Origin of the sequence: Ruegeria sp. HKCCD6604 (assembly GCF_013110635.1) — a bacterium.
In the GTDB taxonomy this organism is placed as follows: domain Bacteria; phylum Pseudomonadota; class Alphaproteobacteria; order Rhodobacterales; family Rhodobacteraceae; genus Ruegeria.
Window position 1 is genome coordinate 159,869 of the sequence record NZ_WVQW01000005.1, and the last position, 20,747, is coordinate 180,615.

19 protein-coding genes are annotated in these 20,747 nt (G+C 57.2%); 11 read left to right on the forward strand and 8 right to left on the reverse strand.

What is annotated here, in order from left to right:
• Positions 1-29: 29 nt before the first annotated feature.
• On the forward strand, positions 30-617 hold the full coding sequence (locus GS614_RS13760; protein WP_152457537.1) for a TetR/AcrR family transcriptional regulator: 588 nt from the start codon (positions 30-32) through the stop codon (positions 615-617).
• Between the two features lie 21 nt (positions 618-638).
• On the opposite strand, the gene GS614_RS13765 is transcribed toward GS614_RS13760, so the two are convergent.
• Positions 639-1,550, reverse strand: coding sequence for a pirin family protein (locus GS614_RS13765; RefSeq protein ID WP_171726582.1), 912 nt, complete (start codon positions 1,548-1,550; stop codon positions 639-641).
• Positions 1,551-1,707: 157 nt separating this feature from the next.
• Between GS614_RS13765 and GS614_RS13770 the strand changes: the two genes are divergently transcribed.
• Positions 1,708-2,190 (forward strand): hypothetical protein, encoded by a 483-nt coding sequence (locus tag GS614_RS13770; RefSeq protein WP_152457539.1) that lies wholly within the window; start codon positions 1,708-1,710, stop codon positions 2,188-2,190.
• Here the strand turns inward: GS614_RS13770 and GS614_RS13775 are convergent.
• From GS614_RS13775 to GS614_RS13785, 3 genes are read right to left on the reverse strand one after another with little or no spacing between them, the layout of a single operon-like run.
• Positions 2,149-2,748, reverse strand: coding sequence for a TadE/TadG family type IV pilus assembly protein (locus GS614_RS13775; protein WP_152457540.1), 600 nt, complete (start codon positions 2,746-2,748; stop codon positions 2,149-2,151). The two genes, GS614_RS13770 and GS614_RS13775, sit on opposite strands and share 42 nt — an antisense overlap.
• Positions 2,749-2,752: 4 nt before the next feature.
• Positions 2,753-3,283, reverse strand: coding sequence for a TadE/TadG family type IV pilus assembly protein (locus GS614_RS13780; protein WP_171119523.1), 531 nt, complete (start codon positions 3,281-3,283; stop codon positions 2,753-2,755).
• Complete coding sequence (locus GS614_RS13785; RefSeq protein ID WP_171726583.1) at positions 3,280-4,965, reverse strand: Tad domain-containing protein; 1,686 nt, start codon at positions 4,963-4,965, stop codon at positions 3,280-3,282. The genes GS614_RS13780 and GS614_RS13785 overlap by 4 nt, the downstream gene beginning before the upstream one ends.
• A gap of 333 nt (positions 4,966-5,298) precedes the next feature.
• Here GS614_RS13785 and GS614_RS13790 point away from each other — a divergent pair, with 333 nt between their 5' ends.
• From GS614_RS13790 to rpoD, 4 genes are all read left to right on the forward strand, one after another.
• On the forward strand, positions 5,299-6,729 hold the full coding sequence (locus GS614_RS13790) for a Glu/Leu/Phe/Val dehydrogenase (protein ID WP_152457543.1): 1,431 nt from the start codon (positions 5,299-5,301) through the stop codon (positions 6,727-6,729).
• Between the two features lie 119 nt (positions 6,730-6,848).
• The gene (locus GS614_RS13795) at positions 6,849-7,145 is read left to right on the forward strand and encodes a hypothetical protein (protein WP_152457544.1); all 297 of its coding nucleotides are present in this window, start codon (positions 6,849-6,851) and stop codon (positions 7,143-7,145) included.
• Between the two features lie 80 nt (positions 7,146-7,225).
• A complete protein-coding gene (gene dnaG / locus GS614_RS13800; RefSeq protein WP_171726584.1) occupies positions 7,226-9,172 on the forward strand; it encodes a DNA primase in 1,947 nt (648 codons plus the stop codon).
• A gap of 113 nt (positions 9,173-9,285) precedes the next feature.
• Positions 9,286-11,274, forward strand: coding sequence for an RNA polymerase sigma factor RpoD (gene rpoD / locus GS614_RS13805; protein ID WP_171119526.1), 1,989 nt, complete (start codon positions 9,286-9,288; stop codon positions 11,272-11,274).
• A gap of 160 nt (positions 11,275-11,434) precedes the next feature.
• On the opposite strand, the gene GS614_RS13810 is transcribed toward rpoD, so the two are convergent.
• Positions 11,435-12,475, reverse strand: a complete 1,041-nt coding sequence (locus GS614_RS13810) for an AraC family transcriptional regulator (protein ID WP_152457547.1) — start codon at positions 12,473-12,475, stop codon at positions 11,435-11,437.
• A gap of 459 nt (positions 12,476-12,934) precedes the next feature.
• Between GS614_RS13810 and GS614_RS13815 the strand changes: the two genes are divergently transcribed.
• The 4 genes from GS614_RS13815 to ribD all read left to right on the forward strand — a co-directional run bounded on the left by GS614_RS13815 (position 12,935) and on the right by ribD (position 15,462).
• The gene (locus GS614_RS13815; RefSeq protein ID WP_152457548.1) at positions 12,935-13,339 is read left to right on the forward strand and encodes a hypothetical protein; all 405 of its coding nucleotides are present in this window, start codon (positions 12,935-12,937) and stop codon (positions 13,337-13,339) included.
• Between the two features lie 21 nt (positions 13,340-13,360).
• Positions 13,361-13,774: a secondary thiamine-phosphate synthase enzyme YjbQ gene (locus GS614_RS13820; protein ID WP_171726585.1), complete on the forward strand. Its 414-nt coding sequence runs from the start codon at positions 13,361-13,363 to the stop codon at positions 13,772-13,774.
• 120 nt (positions 13,775-13,894) lie between these two features.
• Positions 13,895-14,365, forward strand: coding sequence for a transcriptional regulator NrdR (nrdR, locus tag GS614_RS13825; RefSeq protein WP_117869416.1), 471 nt, complete (start codon positions 13,895-13,897; stop codon positions 14,363-14,365).
• On the forward strand, positions 14,362-15,462 hold the full coding sequence (gene ribD, locus GS614_RS13830; RefSeq protein ID WP_171328875.1) for a bifunctional diaminohydroxyphosphoribosylaminopyrimidine deaminase/5-amino-6-(5-phosphoribosylamino)uracil reductase RibD: 1,101 nt from the start codon (positions 14,362-14,364) through the stop codon (positions 15,460-15,462). The genes nrdR and ribD overlap by 4 nt, the downstream gene beginning before the upstream one ends.
• 2 nt (positions 15,463-15,464) lie before the next feature.
• On the opposite strand, the gene GS614_RS13835 is transcribed toward ribD, so the two are convergent.
• From GS614_RS13835 to GS614_RS13845, 3 genes are read right to left on the reverse strand one after another with little or no spacing between them, the layout of a single operon-like run.
• Entirely contained in the window at positions 15,465-17,465 is a 2,001-nt protein-coding gene (locus GS614_RS13835) for a capsular polysaccharide biosynthesis protein (protein WP_171726586.1), read from the reverse strand.
• A 3-nt stretch (positions 17,466-17,468) separates the two neighbouring features.
• Positions 17,469-18,602 carry a polysaccharide biosynthesis/export family protein gene (locus tag GS614_RS13840; RefSeq protein ID WP_152457552.1) on the reverse strand — a complete coding sequence of 378 codons (1,134 nt, stop codon included), beginning with the start codon at positions 18,600-18,602 and terminating at the stop codon, positions 17,469-17,471.
• Between the two features lie 53 nt (positions 18,603-18,655).
• Positions 18,656-19,972, reverse strand: a complete 1,317-nt coding sequence (locus GS614_RS13845; protein WP_371809402.1) for a capsule biosynthesis protein — start codon at positions 19,970-19,972, stop codon at positions 18,656-18,658.
• 150 nt (positions 19,973-20,122) lie between these two features.
• On the opposite strand from GS614_RS13845, the gene GS614_RS13855 reads away from it, so the two are divergent.
• On the forward strand, positions 20,123-20,710 hold the full coding sequence (locus GS614_RS13855) for a riboflavin synthase (protein ID WP_171328869.1): 588 nt from the start codon (positions 20,123-20,125) through the stop codon (positions 20,708-20,710).
• Positions 20,711-20,747 lie beyond the last annotated feature (37 nt).

Genomic DNA, 20,747 nt, shown 5'->3' on the forward strand with positions numbered 1-20,747 from the left:
ATGAACATTTGTTCAGATACTGTGGGCGGATGGCACGTACTCAAGGCTCCCACTCTGATATCACAGGCCCGCGCATTCGAAAGGCGGCCCTGAACCTGTTTGCCCGCCACGGCTATGCCGCGGTTTCGATGCGGCAGATCGCGAAAGAGGTCGGCGTTCAGGCGGGGGCGCTATACAATTACACGCCGGACAAGCAGAGTTTGCTGTATCGGTTGATGCGAGAGCATATGCAGGATCTGCTTTCGGCGCTCAACGCGCTAGAGCGCTGCGATGACTGCCAGCAAGCGTTGCGCAGATTTGTCGGTTTTCACATTCGTTTCCACCTGCAACGCCCAGACGAGGTGTTCATCGCCTATATGGAACTGCGCAACCTCTCGCCCGAAAACTTCGCTGAAATCGAAGACCTTCGGCGCCAATACGAAAACGCGCTGGAGGACATTCTTCACTCTGGCCAGCAGGCTGGTCAGTTTGCGATACCGGACACCAAGATCGCCACGCTGGCGGTGATTGCCATGTTGAACGGTGTGATGACCTGGTACAGGTCCGGAGGGCGGCTGTCACTGGACGAGGTCGAACAGATTTATTGGAACATGGTGCATAAGGCGGTGACAGCCTGACAGGGCCAGACAGTCACTGTGTCAGTGCGCAGGGCGAATGAAGGTCCCGTTTCGCAGTTCGCGAAACGCTTGTTCCAATTCGGACCGCGTGTTCATCACAATGGGCCCGTGCCATGCGACGGGCTCATTGATCGGAGCCCCCGAGATCAACAGAAACCGAACGCCTTCGGGGCCAGCCTGAACGGTGATTTCGTCCCCCGTCCCGAAACGGACAAGCGTGCGGTCACCCGACATATCCCGGATATTCACCTCTTGCCCGGCGACCTCTTTTTCCAACAGCACACCGGACGGGCGTGACGCATCTGCAAAAGCTGCCTGACCTTGAAAGACATAGGCGAAGGCTCGGCGATAAGTGTCGATGCGAAAGGTCTTCTTCACACCCGCCGGAACCGAGATGTCCAGATATTGTGGATCTGCCGCAATGCCGTCCACGGGGCCGGTTTTGCCCCAGAACTCTCCGACAATCACACGAACGGTGGTGCCGTCGTCATCAGTGACTTCGGGGATATCCTTGCTTTGAACATCCTGATAGCGCGGGGCAGTCATCTTCTGATCCGAAGGCAGGTTACCCCACAGCTGAAACCCATGCATCTGCCCCGAGGTGTTTCCCTGCGGCATTTCCTGATGCAGGATGCCGGACCCCGCCGTCATCCACTGCACGTCGCCCGCGACCAAAGTGCCGGTGTTGCCCAGCGAATCCGAATGCTCGACCGATCCGGCCAGAACATAGGTGATCGTCTCGATTCCGCGATGCGGATGCCAGGGAAAACCAGCCTTATAGTCCTGCGGGCGTTCGTTCCTGAAGTCGTCGAACAGCAGGAAAGGATCAAGTTCGGACGGGTCCTGAAACCCGAATGCGCGGTGAAGTTTCACGCCAGCCCCTTCCATCGTCGGGGTGGCCCTGCGTGTTTCCAGTGTGGGTCTAAGGGACATATTCGCCTCCGGTTCGTTTGATCAGCATGTAACCCCTGCGTGATTGCGGTCAATCAGCGTTAATTAACCGGAGCTGTGCAAATTTGCTAAGCAACCAAAGCCCTGTTGTTTCCCCTGGAAAGTCGCTAAGTCGAAGCGGAGCGAACAGGAGACATCCATGCAGGACGAAGTGCTGGCAACGATTCAGGCATCATCCCCCAGACGGTGGATCGGAGTAGGGATGCTGTCGACGGTTGGGGTGCTGGTCACATACGTCGCTTTGGCATCGCCGCCCGAACCGGCGTGGCAAGTATTTCTGTTTGCCGTAGGGGGCGCGTCGCTTTGGCTGGCCTATCGTGTATGGCACGCGACCCAGGACCATATTGAACTGACACAGTCGGAATTGCGTACCGGGTCAGGTCAAATGATCGCAAAGGTGGCTGATATTGAGTCGGTGGATCGCGGCGTATTCGCGTTCAAGCCGTCAAACGGCTTTCTGGTTCGCACCAAGCACAAAGATACGTACCAATGGGCCCCCGGATTGTGGTGGCGGATTGGTCGCCGGGTCGGCGTCGGCGGCATGACGTCTGCCGCCGAGGCCAAGTTCATGTCAGAAGTCTTAAGCGCTATTATCCACGCAGACGACCGGAGGGCGCACTAGGTTGCAAGCGACCTTGGTGGAAAAGCGGGGACGGGTGAAGATGAAGTTTTGAAAGTTAATGCCGGTCGCCAGATCCCAGCCAGGTTTGAACTGAGGAATATACTCGTTGGATGTTTCCACCAGAATGACCGTGTCCTGATCCGGCATTGGCGGCAGACGGTTTTCGATTTCCTGAATGTTGTTGTCGTTCCATTCCGTGTCATAGCCGCGCACGGTCGACCAATCCACGTAGTGGCGGTTGTCGTTCTCGTCAAAACGGATCAGAGAGACACGCATGCGCACTTCAGACCGGTTGTTGACCATTTCGCCCATAAGTTCGTGAAGCGAGTCGATGTAAACATCAGTCACAGCGGCCGATTCACGTGAGATCAGATCGCTGACCGTATAGGCAGCCTTCAGGTTCGACGCGCTTTGACGAAATCCCTCGAATGCGGTGAACGTAAACGTAATCGTCCACAGCAACAGTGGGAAGATCATGATGGCCTCGACGGTCAGAATACCACTTTCGTCCTGCTTGAAGGCCTTGATGCGGTTTTTCACGTTTCTGAATACAAACATAGCTTTACCGTGGCTCCTGCACGAATGCGGTCGTTGCGGTCACTGCATAGTGGCCGCTTTCGTCGACCACTGTGTTTGCGATGATCGAGCTTTCCAGAACAGGATCGATACGCAGGCAGGCCCGCAAAATCATCAACTCGTTTGAGGCCCCGCTTTTGAAGTCGAGCACTGGTTTGGGGTCTTCCGAACTGTCGGTGCAGGGTATTTCGTCCGAAAGTACGATGCCATTGAATGCATTCTGGCGAAGCATTTGCAGCCGCAGGTTGGTTTTACAATTCTTGATACCGGAAATGTCGCAAATCCGGTCCTTGATTACATCGTGGCTCCAGTTGGTGCCTGTGCCCAGACGGATATCCCGAACGACCAGATCAACACCCCGTTCCAGCGCGGCGTGCTTGGTGGTGATTATCGACATCTCTCCACCAATACCAATGAATGCCAGGAAAAACGGAATGATCATGACAAATTCGATCGTCGCGTTCCCGGACTCGGATCGCTTGAAAGTACGGAGTTTTGACAGTGATTTGCGGATCATTGCGTCAGCCTCAATTTGCGGATGGACGAAGCAATCGCAGTAAACGCCTTGTCCAGATCCAATCCAGCTACATTGTGAACATGGCTGTCCGAGCTTGCGCAGGATTTGATGGTATTCAAGCCGCTGGTGGGGGCCTCGAAAGCGATGCCATAGATGATGACACCCTTGTCTTTGGCCGCGCCGCAGATGCTGGTCGTGCGCGCGTTCTTTGTGGAAGATCCCACTGATTTTCTGAGGCCGTAGTACCAGTTATTCTCGTGGTTGCTTTGCCAATAGAAGTTGTTCTTGGCGTTCCACCACAGCGAAGCTCGGGCAAAAAGCTCAGGATAGGTCAGGCGAGTGGCGGTGCCGATCTCTTCGTTAGAAGAGTTTTCATTGGGTGGGTTCCCAAAAGGATGGCCTGCCGTGACATAGCTGCCGTTTTCTTCTGTATGTTGCATCCAGACCCAACGATCTGGGTTGGTCGAATAGCGGATACTATATTCACCCTTTTTCCCGTCGGGTCTTTGATAGTCAGGGTTGAACCAAACTTCAGTCAGGCCACTACGCGCGGACGAGTCCAACATGTACTGCGAAGTGTTTTGCCCGTCGGTCATTACGATTACGACCTTAAGCACGTCCGAGTCATAAGATTCCGGGCGCAGAGCGAATTTTGCAGGAACCTTGTTTTCGGCGGCCAAGGCATTGATCACAGGCTGGAATGACGGATCCAGCATGCCGACACCCCATTTCATGCCTACGTCGATAGATGTGTTGCCACTTGCGGTCAGGGCATCGATGCGGTTGTGCAGATATTGGACATTGTCGGTGACAGCTGTAATTTCACTGCCGCTGCGAACAGGGCATACGAAATAGGCCGGGGGCTGTTCTCCATCGGTTGAAACGCCGTTGACGTTTGCCGAATTGTATCGCCAAGGATCGAAATGCCCAGTGCGCTGATAGAAGGTATTCGGGCTAAGCGTCGCAGATCCGAATTGTCCGGAAGTAAAGTTCACGCAATGGGAATAGTTGTGCTCTGAGGTCACGTTGGTGAATTTACCCAGTATGTCCTGCCCGGCATTGACCTGAGTGGCATAGGGGACAATCGACATCGAAATCTTCGTTTCACCAGATTCCTCAAGCATTTTGGTGACAAAGCCCTTCGCCGCAGTTCTCAAGACTTCGATCTTCGACTTTCCGGCGGTCGCAGAAGACCTGGTCATGGAACCGGACATGTCCAGAACCAGCGAGATTTCAACAGAACCGATGGACTCTATGGCAGTGCTTGCCGCTTTCATATTCAGTTCGGTAACTTTTCCGAACCTCATGAAACGCGTCGGAACGACTGCATTGGCGGTCGCGGCCACCTTTCTGGAGCCAAACCCTTCGGTGACGGTCACGGTTTTCTCAAGATGGCCCAGCCCGGCCTTTTCCATATAGGCGTCGACAACATCCTTGGGTGGCAGCTTTTGGTCAAGATCTGCTGCAGCAAGCACCGCACGGTCCAGCGTGGATTGCAGGCTGGCGCGGTCGCGCTCGTACGTCATCAGATCCATCGCCATGCCGGTGATGGCCAGCATCAGGATTAAAATGAGCAGGGTGAATATCGTAAAAGTGCCGTCTTCTTTTCGGGCAAACAGCCTCAACCGGGAAATCTTGTGTTTCGGCTTCGAGCCGTCGTTCTGAAGCGAGAAAATTATCATTTGATGACTCCGCCTCGCACATAGAAGTCGTGCGCCAAAGAAAGGAAATTCCGGTTAAATTTAATTTTCAAACGTGGCGTGAATTGGGCGAAAAAGGCTTGGTTTTGGCCTTTTTGCGTACTCAAGGGGTATAATTTTCACGTTTTCCCCTGGTCTGTCGATGAAATGAAGACAATCAGTTAAGCGATTGACTGGATTGGGCGACTCACCATCAGGTCCTCAAGTCTCTGTTAAGAAGGTGATGAAAAAAAGTGCATTGTTTGATTGCAGCCAGACTTGAGTGGTGCGACAAAACGTCATGACGTTTCGTCATCCAGCGGTACGGAGGATTTTATGACCGGCATCCAAGAACCAAGCTTTCGCGAGAGTGTTGACCTGATGTTCAACAGGGCGGCCGCCCTGATGGAACTGCCGCCGGGGCTGGAGCAGAAAATCCGGGTTTGCAACGCGACCTATACAGTTCGGTTCGGTGTGCGTTTGCGTGGTGAGATCCATACGTTCACCGGGTACAGGTCCGTCCATTCCGAACATATGGAGCCGGTCAAAGGCGGCATTCGCTATGCCACTGCTGTGAACCAGGATGAGGTCGAAGCGCTGGCTGCGTTGATGACGTACAAATGCGCTCTTGTCGAAACGCCTTTTGGCGGATCGAAAGGCGGGCTTTGCATTGATCCGCGGAAATACGAAGAACACGAGCTGGAGCAAATCACACGACGCTTTGCCTATGAACTTGCAAAGCGGGATCTTATAAACCCGTCGCAAAACGTTCCCGCGCCCGACATGGGAACGGGCGAACGCGAAATGGCCTGGATGGCTGACCAATACGCCCGGATGAACACCACCGACATCAATGCACGGGCCTGTGTGACCGGCAAGCCATTGAACGCAGGTGGTATCGCTGGGCGGGTTGAAGCCACCGGACGTGGCATTCAGTACGCTCTGCGCGAATTTTTCCGTCACCCCGAAGACGTCAGGGCGGCAGGCCTGTCGGGCAAGCTGGACGGCAAGCGTGTTGTGGTGCAGGGGCTCGGCAATGTGGGCTATCACGCTGCGAAGTTTCTGAGCGAGGAGGACGGTTCACGCGTTGTAGGTATCATCGAATGGGACGGAGCGCTCTATAACCCGGATGGTATCGACGTCGAAGCCGTCCGCCAGTGGATCGTCAAGCATGGCGGCGTCAAGGATTATCCGGACGCGACTCATTCAGCGGAAGGCACAAGCGTTCTGGAGGCTGAGTGTGACATTCTGATCCCGGCTGCTCTGGAGGGTGTCATCAACCTTTCCAACGCCGAGCGGATCAAGGCACCTTTGATCATCGAGGCAGCGAACGGCCCGGTCACCGCTGGCGCGGATGAGATTCTTCGCAAGAAAGGTACCGTTATCATCCCGGATATGTATGCCAACGCGGGTGGTGTGACGGTGTCTTATTTTGAATGGGTCAAGAACCTTAGCCACATTCGTTTCGGCCGGATGCAGCGTCGGCAGGAAGAGGCGCGACATGAACTGATCGTCAGCGAGCTGGAGCGGCTGGACCGTTATCTGGGTGACGCGTGGTCGATGTCTCCGGACTTCAAAGCAAAATACCTCAAGGGTGCCGATGAGCTTGAACTGGTGCGCTCGGGCCTCGATGACACGATGCGTATCGCCTACCAGTCGATGCGTGAAGTGTGGCACAGCCGCGACGATGTCGAAGACCTGCGTACTGCGGCCTATATCGTGGCGATCGACCGCGTGGCCAAAAGCTATCGCGCCAAGGGGCTCTGAAGCAGGTGGGCGGGGTGATCATTTCGCCCCGTCGCTGCGCGCCGCGGCTTGAATGTCGATGGCGGCCCGTTAGTTTGACGGATAGTAGACACTCAGAGAAACGAATCCCGGAGACCTCCATGTTGCGTATAGCCATTGTCGCGGCTCTGCTGGCCACCCCTTTGGCCGCTCAGGAAACTAAGGAACAAAGCTGCAAGTATCAGGCGGATGTGGTGGCAGCGATCCAAAAGGCGCGGCTGGACCGCGTGAAAGAACGAGATGTGGCGCAAGCCGTGGCTGATAGTGGCCCGACATGGCCCGAGAACTACAACGCCGCGATTCCGCTGATCACGCCGTGGGTCTATGAACAAAAGATGCGCGACGTGCGCAAAAAGGATCTGGGCGCCGCTTGGCTTGAGCTGTGTTTGCAACAATAATCCACAGCCCGGACATTTCCCTGTGGACAAACGCGCGCCTTCCCCTTGGCGCGCTTTCCTGTTTCTGTCAGGTTTGACTCATGTCACTGCCCCCAGGATTTCTGGATGAACTGCGCACCCGCCTGAGCCTGTCTCAGGTCGTCGGGCGCAAGGTGATTTGGGATCAGCGCAAATCCAATCAAGGCAAAGGTGACATGTGGGCGCCTTGCCCTTTTCATCACGAAAAGACGGCCTCATTCCATGTCGATGATCAGAAGGGGTTTTATTACTGCTTCGGCTGTCACGCCAAAGGCGACGCGATCAGCTTTGTAAAAGAAACGGAAAATGTTTCGTTCATCGAAGCGGTGGAAATCCTCGCCCGCGAGGCTGGCATGCCGATGCCTGCGCGGGATCCGAAAGCACAGGAAAAGCAGGATCGCCGCAGTCAGCTTGCCGATGTGATGGAACAGGCGGTGCAGTTTTTCCGCTTGCAGCTGAAAACAGGGGCGGGGGCAGAGGCACGGGATTACCTGTCGCGTCGGGGTTTGGATCAAAGCGCGCTGGATCGGTGGGAGATCGGGTTTGCGCCGGACAGTTGGCAGGCGCTTTGGGATCACCTGCGCGGCAAGAGCATCCCAGAGGAGCTGATCCTTGGCGCCGGGCTGGCCAAGCCTTCAAACAAAGGCAAAAAACCCTATGACACATTCCGCAACCGGATCATGTTCCCGATCCGTGATCCGCGTGGGCGCTGCATTGCATTCGGTGGCCGCGCGATGGATCCGAATGACAACGCGAAATACCTGAACTCGCCCGAGACCGAGTTGTTCGACAAGGGGCGCAGCCTTTACAATCAAGGTCCGGCGCGGCAGGCGGCGGGCAAAGGGCAGCCGCTGATCGTGGCCGAAGGGTATATGGACGTGATCGCGCTGGCCGAGGCGGGGTTTGGCGCGTCGGTTGCGCCTTTGGGAACGGCCATTACTGAACATCAGTTGCAACTGCTCTGGCGGATCGCGGATGAACCGATCATAGCGCTGGACGGGGATGCCGCGGGTCTGCGGGCGGCAATGCGGGCGGTTGATCTGGCACTGCCGCTGCTGGAGGCCGGAAAATCCCTGCGTTTTGCCTTGATGCCCGAAGGCAAGGACCCGGACGATCTGTTGCGCGCCGAAGGGGCAGGGGCCGTGAAGGCCGTTCTGGAAGGGGCCATACCGATGGTCAAACTGTTGTGGCAGCGCGAGACCGAAGGAAAGGTATTCGACAGCCCGGAACGCAAGGCAGCACTGGACAAGGCACTGCGGGACAAGATCAAGCTGATCCGAGATCCCTCGATCCGCTCGCATTACGGTCAGGAAATCAAAGACCTGCGCTGGCAACTGTTCCGCCCCCGACGACAACCTCAAAACCGTCCGTGGCAACCGCGGGGAAAATGGCAGCCGCAGCAGACCGCGACGCCGGGCGCGCGCAGTTCGTTTCTGGCCTCTTCGGAAAACGCGGATATCCAGCTGCGTGAAGCCGCTATTCTGGCGATCTCGATTCTGAATCCCAAGGTTGTTGTCCAATTTGAGCAACAGTTGGAAGAAATGGAATGCCACAATCCTGACTACGCGGCGTTGCGCGATGCTGTTCTGCGCCACGCAATTGATGATCCGGACAACCTGAAAGACCACATTATCGCATCAATGGGGCCTGACGCCCTTGAAAACCTGCTGACCCTTCGCCATGTGGCAGTCATCCCCTGTGTGTCCAAGCCAGGCGACGTTGAAAAGGCCGAGATGACACTGGCCGAGGAACTCGCAAAGATCAAAGCGCTCCGGGGGTTGGATGCCGAGATTGCCGAAGCGGCGGAAGAACTGTCCGATCTGCCCGATGAGGCGCTGACATACCGGCTGGCGCAAGCCGCCGAAGAGCGCAACCGCACGAGTAGAAGCCAGAACGAGGATAGGGCCGTTTTCGACATTGCTGACAATGGGGCGCGAATCAATCGTGACGAGAAAGACGCGTTTGCGGCGATCATGTCTGGTATCAAATTCGAGCGGAAACGCCGTTAAGTGGTGTTTTCGTAAGGCACTGGAAAAGAAAAACGGGTAAACGGGTGGCCGAATCACTTATACGCGCTAATGATTCGGCTGAGACGAATCACCCATCCCTGCAGGAGCATTGAATGGCCGCCAAGGATACGAACGAAGACCGCAAATCCGACGAGCAGGAACAGGAAATCTCGCTGGACATGAGCCAGGCGAACGTCAAGAAGATGATCGCCGAGGCTCGCGAGAAAGGTTACATTACCTACGACCAGCTCAATCAGGTGTTGCCGCCTGATCAGGTCAGTTCGGAACAGATCGAAGACGTAATGTCGATGCTGTCCGAGATGGGCATCAACATCATCGAAGATGAAGAGGCCGAAGAAGAAGAGAACAAAGGCTCGACCGAACTGGTTGCCGCGGAAAGCAACCGTGAGGTTGCACTGGCCGGTTCCGGCACTGAAAAGCTGGATCGCACCGACGACCCCGTGCGCATGTATCTGCGTGAGATGGGGTCGGTCGAATTGCTGAGCCGCGAGGGTGAGATCGCAATCGCCAAGCGGATCGAAGCCGGTCGCAACACGATGATTGCGGGCCTGTGTGAAAGCCCGCTGACCTTTCAGGCGATCACCATCTGGCATGACGAATTGTTGTCCGAAGACATTCTTTTGCGGGATGTCATTGATCTGGAAACCACGTTCGGCAACCAGTTGGACGAAGACGGTGACGTTGAAGAGCCGGTCGTCGATACCTCGGCCGTGCAGGCGAACAAGCCAGCCAAGGATACCGGCCCCGAGCTGGATGCGGATGGCAACCCGCTGAACAACGATGACGATGACGACGAAGACGATCAGGCCAACATGTCACTGGCCGCGATGGAAGCGGCGCTGAAGGATCAGGTCCTGACCACGTTGGAGCGTATCTCGACCGACTTCTCGATGCTGTCAGAAATGCAGGACAGCCGGATTTCGGCCACGCTGAACGAAGACGGTACGTTCAGTGAAAAGGACGAAGAAACCTATCAGAAACTGCGGGCTGAGATCGTCGAACTGGTGAATGGCCTTCACCTGCACAACAACCGGATCGAAGCGCTAATCGACCAGCTTTACGGTATCAACCGCCGCGTCATGTCTCTGGACAGCGCGATGGTCAAGCTGGCCGATCAGGCACGCATCAACCGCCGTGAGTTCATCGAAGCGTATCGGGGACGTGAGCTGGATCCGAACTGGCTGGCCGAGATGGCCGAAAAGCCGGGCCGGGGATGGCAGATGTTCATCGAACGCTCGACCGCGAAGGTCGAGGAACTGCGCAACGACATGGCTCAGGTCGGCCAGTATGTCGGTCTGGATATCTCGGAATTCCGCCGCATCGTGCAGCAGGTTCAGAAGGGCGAGAAAGAGGCGCGGCAGGCCAAGAAGGAAATGGTCGAAGCCAACCTGCGCCTAGTGATCTCGATCGCCAAAAAGTACACCAACCGCGGCCTGCAATTCCTTGATCTTATTCAGGAAGGCAACATCGGCCTGATGAAGGCGGTGGACAAGTTCGAATACCGTCGTGGCTACAAGTTCTCGACCTATGCGACCTGGTGGATCCGCCAGGCGATCACCCGCTCGATCGCAGATCAGGCCCGCACGATCCGTATTCCGGTTCATATGATCGAAACGATCAACAAGCTGGTGCGCACGGGCCGTCAGATGCTGCATGAAATCGGCCGCGAGCCGACGCCGGAAGAACTGGCCGAAAAGTTGCAGATGCCGCTCGAGAAAGTGCGCAAGGTGATGAAGATCGCCAAAGAGCCGATTTCTCTGGAGACGCCGATTGGCGACGAGGAAGACAGCCAATTGGGCGACTTCATCGAGGACAAGAATGCCGTGCTGCCCCTGGACAGCGCTATTCAGGAAAACCTCAAGGAAACCACCACAAGGGTTCTGGCCTCGCTCACCCCGCGCGAAGAACGGGTTCTGCGGATGCGTTTTGGCATCGGCATGAACACCGATCACACTTTGGAAGAAGTCGGCCAGCAGTTCAGCGTGACCCGCGAACGGATCCGTCAGATCGAGGCCAAGGCGCTGCGGAAGCTGAAGCATCCCAGCCGTTCACGAAAACTCCGGTCTTTCCTGGATCAATAAGAACAAAGATATATCAGAACAAAGGCGCCCCTCAGAGGCGCCTTTTTTCGTTCACATTGGCTGGTTCTCGCATCACGTTGGCGCGAATGCACAAGGCCGGGGCGGTGTGCCTTTCTATATCGGTCTTGTCCACTCATGGGACAGGCCGGGGCGAGGTTTTTCAGGCTGATGACCCCCGGCCAGCTGTCCGAATGGGATGTTCCACTCGGGTCTTGAAGGCGCTGGGCGGTTGACCTGTCCACCGTTTGAAGGCGGTCGAAAAAGCAGCCTGATCGGCATACCCCAGCGCGTATGAGATTTCAGACAGAGTCATGCCATTTGTGATGAAAGTCTGGGCCAGATCACATCTTAGATCGTCCACAATATCGCGATAGCTTGTGCCTTCTTCCTTGAGACGTCGACTGAAGGTTCTGAGGCTCATCCCCAGATCAGCCGCCGCATCTTCGGCTTGCAGGATTGCGCCGGGCAGGGATCGGGTGATCAGACCTTCGACACGGGCGCGGGTCTGGTGCTTGGGGGGTGGTTTTTCGGCCAGCAGACGTTCACCGTATTCCAGCAAATGCTCCCGCAGCTTGGGATCATAGGTCGGCACTTTCAATTCCAGCGCAGATAGCGGCAGAATGATCTCAATCTTTTCAGCGCTGAAAACCACCGGGCAGCCTGCCAGCTTTTCGTAGGTTTTGGCGTGGCTTCCAACTTTGTGCTGAAAGCGCATCTCGATCGGGTGCAACTTCACCTGCGTGAGGTTTCTCATCCTGGCCAGCGCAGCGAACAACAGGAATTCCGTGCGCCGATGATAGCGGGCAAAGCTGGCGTCTTTCCAATCGGCCTCAAGGGCCGCGAAGTTACCGGCAACACGGAAGCTGAGCCCGATGGCCGGATCGATGATGCCGTGAAAACGGGACAGGTTTTCCATCACCTGCCTCAAATCGCGGGAGTATTTACTGATATACCCCGTCACGGTCGAGGCCGACGTGACCTCGAGCCCAGTGCGTGCCGCAAATGTGATGTCACCAACGGCGTCACAGGCGTGCCGGATGAACAGAGCCTCTTTATGTGCGCTGTAGACTGCGGCAGGGGGCGCGATATCCTGCTGACGCAGCCCGGCCTGTTTCAATACCCGCTGGGATACTTTGCTGTTGCCGGCGTGGCGATCCAGTGCCTGGATCAAAAAATGTAGTCGGTCGATATCTACATCCATCGTGGTACAACACCTTACATTCTCAAATACACTAACAGTTTATCAGGGAAATCCCTTTGTTGACTTTGGCTTTTGGCAGAAAGGATTTTGCACTTGAGTACTACTTGTTGGCAAGTTCTCGAAAGGTTTTGACCGGAACGCGCATGAAGTGTAGAGCGGGGCTGTCCAAATCAGCTTTGTTGCCGGGTCGGGACCTTTATGGGGATGAGGTCAGAGCCTCGGAGAAATCACCAATCTCTGCTCAGGGCTCCCCGGCACGCTCTTTTTCCCGCAAGTGGCGCGTTGTTCTACGACGCCGGGCTTGGGCCTGCTGATCCGCTGTCAAGGCTGGCTCACACCGGATAACGCTATGTACCTGGCGGGCTGAATTGATTGTGAGGTACCCTGTGCACGCGGTGAAGTTCGACTAACCTATTTAGGGGTCGCTATTTGGAACAAGCAATCAGGGAAGAAATTACCATGAAACAGTCATACACTTTCGCCGCGTTGGCAGCCTTGGCCTTCAGTGTTCCATTGACAGCAGATGCTGCACGGAACGGATTTCGAACGGAACCCATAAACGCCACTGATTTTGAGGTCATCCCCCGCGGCGACATGCGTACCGAAGGCTATTGGTGCGCGGCCGCAGATTATGCGCGCCGAACCTTGGGATTGGGTTGGACGGACCGGATTTACGTGCTGCGGGGGTACGGGCCCAGTGTCACAACCGGTCGCAGAACAGCGGTTCAGTTTTCGATCAAGCAACCTCAAACGGTTGATGTGCAACCAAGCAGCTTTGTCTCGTTCGGGTTTCAGCCTGGCAACAGTGAATCTGTACAAGGTGCGAATGCACGGTGTAATTATCGACCGTTCTTCAACGACTGACAAACGCGCAGGATAGTCACGATGCAGACCGAGTTCGTTTTGCACACCCGTGGACCGGGGCTGTACGAATTCACGTCCGACGTTCTGCAATGGCTTGAACGGGTGGCGAAAGATGGGGTCTTGACCCTTTTCGTTCGCCACACCTCCTGCTCATTGATGATTCAGGAAAACGCGGACCCCGAAGTTCAAACAGATCTTCAGGCGTTCTTCGAACGGCTGGTTCCACCGTCAGACAACCCTGCCATGTCCTATCTGCGGCACACCTATGAAGGCCCGGACGATATGCCTGCGCATATCAAGGCCGCGCTCTTGCCGGTTTCGCTGACGATCCCGGTGTCACAGGGACGGCCTGTTCTTGGAACATGGCAAGGTATTTACCTGTTTGAACACCGCACTGCGCCGCATCAAAGGAAGGTTGCGGCGTACCTGGCCTGACCCACTATTTAGCGGTTTGAATTTCCGACTACCCAAACCCTAGCGGCTGCCCTATAGTTGTGGATAAGTAAGCCGCAGCGCTTACAAAAAGAGGCCGAACATGGGACGAGGAGACGGCGGATGCGCTGCCCGTTTTGCGGAAATATCGACACTCAGGTGAAAGATTCACGCCCGGCAGAGGACCACGTGGCAATCCGCCGACGCCGGTTCTGTCCGGCCTGTGGCGGACGGTTCACGACCTACGAACGTGTGCAACTGCGTGATCTGGTTGTCATAAAAACCAATGGAAAACGCGAAGATTTCGATCGCGACAAGCTGGAGCGTTCGATCCGCATCTCGATGCAGAAACGCCCAGTTGATCCCGAACGGATCGATCAGATGATTTCGGGCATCGTGCGCCGTCTGGAAAGCATGGGCGATACGGATATCCCGTCCAACAAGATCGGTGAGATCGTTATGGAAGCTCTGGCGCGGATCGACACTGTCGCCTATGTTCGCTTTGCGAGTGTGTACAAGAATTTCCAGGCGGCCGATGATTTCGAGGAGTTCGTCCACGAACTGCGCCCGCCGCAGCCTTCGACTGACGAGTGAACGAAACAGATAAGCGATTCATGGCGCTTGCCCTGTCTTTGGGGCGGCGCGGTCAGGGGACGTGCTGGCCGAACCCCGCTGTGGGGTGTGTCATCGTTCGTGATGACCGGATCATTGGGCGGGGCTGGACACAGCCGGGTGGCCGCCCTCATGCCGAGACCGAAGCCTTGGCTCAGGCCGGGCAGGGTGCGCGTGGTGCGACCGCCTATGTAACTCTGGAACCCTGTGCCCATCACGGCAAAACGCCACCCTGCGCCGAGGCCTTGATTGCGGCAGGTGTATCCCGCGTTGTGGCCGCTGTCGAAGACAGCGATCCGCGCGTGGCCGGGCAGGGTTTTGCTATGTTGCGCGAGGCGGGGATTGACGTTGTAACTGGCGTTCTTGCGCAACAGGCAGAACGGGATCTGGAAGGCTTTTTCCTCAAGACTGAACAAGGCCGGCCTTTTGTGACGCTGAAGATGGCCAGCAGCTTTGACGGGCGTATCGCAACCTCGACAGGGCACAGTCAATGGATCACCGGACCGCAGGCACGTCGTGTGGTCCATGCCATGCGCGCACGTCACGATGCGGTTATGGTCGGGGCAGGGACGGCGCGCGCCGACGACCCCTCGCTGACCGTTCGGGATCTTGGCGTTGAGCATCAACCCGTCCGCGTCGTGGTGTCCCGCCATATGGATATTTCTCTGATGGGGCAGCTGGCGCGCACGGCTTCAAAGATACCTGTCTGGCTCTGCCATGCGCATCACCCGGATGCAGAACGTGCACAGGCGTGGGAGGGATTGGGGGCAAAGCTGATCCCCTGTGCGTTGAAAGATCATCATATCGATGCGATGGATCTGCTTCAGCAACTGGGTCAGGCCGGTTTGACCAGTGTCTTCTGCGAAGGCGGGGCCGCGCTTGCGGCCTCGCTGCTGGCCGAAGATCTGGTGGACGAGCTGATCGGGTTCACTGCCGGCTTAACCATCGGGGCCGAGGGCCTGGCCGCGGTCGGGACACTAGGTCTGGAAACGTTGGAGGCCGCCCCCAGATTCGAATTGATCGAGACGCAGGCGGTCGGCGGGGATGTATTGCACCGTTGGCGCAGAGCGTCGGAATAACGTCAACGCCAAAGATGAGCGTGCGTTGCGAACGCGCCCTGAAGCTTTGACAGAAACCGGTTGAACGGACCGGACGGTGCCGAATGCCCCAGCGCCAAGCGTTCAACAGCCACTTCGACAGGGCAGGGTTGTCTGGTGATCGGATCGAAATAGCGTGGATAGTCAATCAAGGTGGCGTGCACCAAACCCATCAGCGACGGCCGTGCACCTCGCCTGACGGGGACGGCATCCAGATCGGTGGTCAGGCCCCATCCCGCATAGAAGGGCGCGCCCAGGGTCGTGACCCTCACCCCGCGCAACAATGCCTCGAACCCCAATAGCGATGTCATCGTCCACACCTCGTCCACCTGCGTCAGCAGCGAGGCAGGGTCAGTTCGGGTCACGACAAGGTCCGCAAGTGACTCTGCGTCTATCTGGCCATCCCGCAAACCGGCTTCGACATCGGGGTGCGGTTTGTAGATCAGGATTGCATCGGGGTTGGCTTCGCGCGCCGTTTTCAGCAAGTCCAGATTGCTGCGCACCGTGTTGGTGCCCAGCAGGATCGAGGCGTCATCTTCAACCTGTCCGGGCACCAGAATTCGGTGCCCATGGGGTAGAACCGGCGCGGATTGGCCCGTGTTGTATTTGCTCAAACCATCGGCCAGCAATCGCTCAACAAGCCGTTCAGCGCGCAATTCCTGATCCGGGCGCAATGTTGCACGCTCGCTGATCAGGTTTTCCAACTGGCTGGGCTTTGTGGGGTCATAGTAGATGCCGATTTCGTCGGTTACCAGGGATAGGGGCGGAACAAGCGCCGCCCCAAGTCCGCGGGAACGCAAAAAACCGTCTTCCACACGAACGGCCCCTTCGCTGTCGCGCGCCTGACTGGCCCAGACCATGTGCGGGCGATCCGAGGCATCAGGCTGTGTGGCCGTAAAGCGCAACTTGCCATGCCGCCCGAAAATCTGTTGCATGTGCCTGCGTTTCCACAGACGCATACCGGCGGCCGTCCAACCGTGCCTGTCCTGCTGCCATGCGCGGGTCTGCGCCTCCAAAATGTCCAGAACCGTTTCCAGTTCGCAGAGCTGATCGCGAAAGGGGTCGTACCAGGTCGGGTAAAGCAGCATAGCGGCCGCGAACAGTTGCGCGCGCGTCAGGTTGCGCTGTCGGCGTTGGACTGGGAATTCATCCTGCGTCAGGCCCCAGCCGGCATAGAACGGTTGGCCGAAAACGCGCGGTTTGTGACCGACCAGGATTGCTTCAAAGCCCAGCTGCGAGGAAACGGTATAAACCGCAACGGCACCCTCAAGCAGGGGCCAGGGGCTGATGGGCTGGTCAAACCACGTGACCCGGTCTGACAGGTTCTGATCGGTGAAATATCCCTGACGATGACCTGCCATCGTTTCTGGATGTGTCTTGATCAGAATGCGCGCGCCTGGGTTTTCCTCCTGCGCGACCACAAGCATTTCAAGAAAACGGGCACGATCGGCACCGCTTGCCGTGACGGCGGCATCGCCAACCGTCTGATCGATGACCAGTACATAACCGGGATCAGGTGCGACAAGGTCGAGGTCAAACGCGGAATACTTGCTGAGGTGCAATTCCCTGACCCGCTCCATCGCCGCGCGTGCGCGGTTCAGCAGCGCGGTGTCGTCCAAGGGATCAGTGTTCAGCAGCTTCTCAAGGTCGGAAGGTTCTGCCGCATCGAAATGCGGGCCTGAACGGTCCAGCAAAAGACCCAAGGGCGGTTCACCGGCGCGCCCCGGGTGCAGAGACCTGAGAAAGGCATCCTCGACCCGCAGAACGGGTGCACGGTGTTTTTCGGCGATGCGCAGGCCCCGATACGCGGTCGGGCTGTTGCCCCATATGCCCACGCAATCGCCATCCTTGGGAAGACCCAGACGAATGTCATATCCGGCAAGCGTCAGAATCCGTCTCAGGCGTTTTTGCGTAAGAAACCCGCCGTTGTAGACGAACAGCCGGGTGCGCTCGGCCCCGGCTGCGCTGTCCGGATCGGGTACCATGCATCAGTTGCCGGTCAGCGTGGCGACGTTTGCGATGGGGGTCAGACCACCAGCGATCAGCGAGATCGATTTGCTCCACTGTGCATAGGGTGCTTCGGTCACATAAATCGTATCGTCGTCGCGGATCACGAAATCCCGCGCGATGAACAGGCCGTTGGGGGCCGTCAGGTTCAGCAGGTAGATCATGCGTTGATCCCCCTTCAGGTCGGCGCGTCCGGTGATGCTGCGCGCGATGTCCTGGCGCTCTTTTCGCAGAATGAAAATGCCGGTTGGATCAGAGGACAGCGTTAGCAGACCACCGACCTGAGCCAAAGCTTCCAACGCAGTAAGGTCCTGACTGTCAAAGGCCACGCGAGACTGACCCCCGGTCGCGCCGAGAGCTATGTATGATCTGCTGTCTTCTTCCACCAAAATGCGGTCGCCGCCACGCAAAGCGACGTCCAGTTTCGGGTTGCGGAACAGATCTTCGTACCAGACGGTGCCCTTTTGATCCCCTCGGATCAATGTCACCAGTGCGATATCCGACGCTACTGAGACCCCGCCCGCCTTGGACAGCATGCCAAGCAGGGAACGGGTTGGGCGTTCGATCGGATAGATGCCGGGGGTTGCGACTGTACCCGTCAGCGAGACGGTGGAACCGTCACCCGCAACACGCCGCACTTCGATCTGTGGGTCGGGTGTCTGTTCCCGCAGCTTGTTCGTAATCAAAACGCGAAGCTGTTCGGGCGTGTTGCCCGCGGCCCGAATCCGACCCGCATAGGGGACGAAAATGAAACCATCGCTGTCGACCTGAACTTCGTCCAGAATGGTCGCCGCACCGGTTTCGCCGGACAGCAACCCGTCGTCCACGTTTTCCCATATGGTCAGGCCCAGCACGTCACCGGGGCGGACAGTGTCGGCGGTCAAGGCCTGGGCGCTGCTGAACGAGGACGAAAAGCCAAACTGAGGCACGGCGGATGCAAGGCGTGTCACGCGGTCATCGACTTCGACGACAAACGCGTTGCCGCCATTCTGGACTGCGCCCGCCAGAATTTCGGTCTTGTTCGGCCCGGATTTCGGAAGTTGGCAGGCCGCCATCAAGCCGATTGCGGCCACAAGGGAAACCCCCCGCATCCATCGCTTAGGAGAGAATTGCACTGCCGGATATCCTCAGTCTTTTGTTGTTGCGGGAAGATTAGCCAAGAAGCAGCTCAACTTCCAGTCACAGGGCGCCCGAATTGCTCGACGATTTTCAACTGTGGCGTCGGTGCCTCGTTCTTGTTCAGAAGGGCCTGATAAGGGTCACTGCTGCTGAGCATCATGTCCACAGCGCGGCGCAGCAACTGCCGCCTGCCGCGCCGGGAATAATACCCGCCCGGAACCTGGCTGGTTTCCAGCAGGAATTGCCGGTAACAGCGATAGGCGTCGACATCCGGCGCGTCTGGTTCAGCAAAAAATGCGGCGATCGACTGCTGTGATACGAAGTCGGTCTTGTCATAAACCGAACGTCCCAAAATACGCAGCGGAATACCCCGCCACAAGACCTGCTGCCCCGCAGTGGAATTCACGGTGACGGCCGAGTTCGCCTCATCCAGCAAACCTGCCAGTTTTCCGCCGGGGACATAGTGAACACGGTTCTGCACCCCGTGTTTCCTGGCAATCTCCATGGCGCGAAGGTGCAATGGTTCACGGTGGTTTTCCAAAGGGTGCTCTTTTACAACCAGCCTGTGATGCGCCGGTGCGCCTTGCGCGAATCCTGCGATGACCAGTTCCAGAAAATCGGACATGCAAGAGAATTCGGAATGGGCCTGAACCGAACTGTCATGCCCGAGTTGCAGCAGCACGAGGTGATAGGGGAAGCCCCCCCATCTGACGCGCGCCGTGGCAACGCTGCGTTGCAGGCGATGAACTGGCATCAGCATCAAGCGTTTGAAATACAACCGGAATTCCTGTGAAACCGACAGATCACGATGCGGCCGGAAATTGCGGTATCTCTTTTTCAGGAACATGACGAACCAATGATAGAGGGCACCGTAGAATATGTGTTGCCGCATATCCCCCCAATGCGACGGTGGCGGGGGCGTTTTGCTGTCCGAGCGGGCCAGAGCCTGCCGCATCTGGTCGACATCCAGTGACATCAGGCGCGAATGCCCGTTTGACCCGTCCCGCTCGTACGTGACCCACCAGGGCCGCAGGTAGCCTTCTTCGAAAACGTGAATTGTCAGCCCTTGAGACTTCGCAATCTCAACTGCGCGGGCGTGGACCGGTCTCGTGTCGCCATAAAGAACGATATCCGTGACGCCCTTGTCGGCAATCAACCTGTTCAATGTCTCGGGCCAATCGTCGGGCCTGTTCCGGAATGCGATGAAACTTGCCTTGTCGAACCAGAACGCCTGATCCCCCGCATTGAACCCAACCCGCCAGACCTGTGCCCCCGTGGCACGCAACATCCGCCCGAGTGTTGAGAAAAACGGCCCGTGAGGTCCCTGAAGAAACAGGAAGACCCGTTTGTCTGAGCCTGAAGGCATTTGCGGCATCTGGACTGCTCTTTTGTTTTTTGTTGCGGAAACTATGCCTGTTTGGGCCTTGTACGGCAAGGCGGGGCTTGCCCGCGCGGCCCATTGGGCTTACCTCGACGGTGAATAGCAGGCACAGGTTAGGAACTGAGGGTTAACGGAATGTTCACAGGGATCGTCACCGACATCGGCACCGTCACCGAGCTGGAACAGCAGGGGGATCTGCGTGCCCGGATCAAGACGGCCTATGACACGGCCAGTATCGATATCGGTGCTTCGATCGCCAGTGATGGTGTGTGTCTGACGGTGATCGCGCTGGGCGACGATTGGTATGATGTTCAGATCAGCGCCGAGACGGTTTCGAAGACCAACCTTGATACATGGGCCGTCGGCAAGCGTGTCAATCTGGAACGTGCGCTGAAAGTCGGCGATGAACTGGGCGGTCACATTGTTTCGGGTCATGTGGATGGCGTGGCCGAAGTGGTCGCGGTCGAGGATGAAGGCGACAGCACGCGTGTCACCTTGCGCGCACCGAAGGAACTGGCCCGGTTCATAGCGCCCAAAGGGTCGGTTGCGCTGAACGGGACATCGCTGACGGTCAATGACGTGAATGATTGCGAGTTTGGCATCAATTTCATCCCTCACACCAAGGAAGTCACGACCTGGGGCGATGTGGGTGTGGGCGATCGCGTCAATCTTGAGATCGATACGTTGGCCCGGTACGTCGCGCGTCTGGCCGAGATGTCCTGATACGTCGCGTCGGAAAGCACCTGCGCCGTTTGTGGAC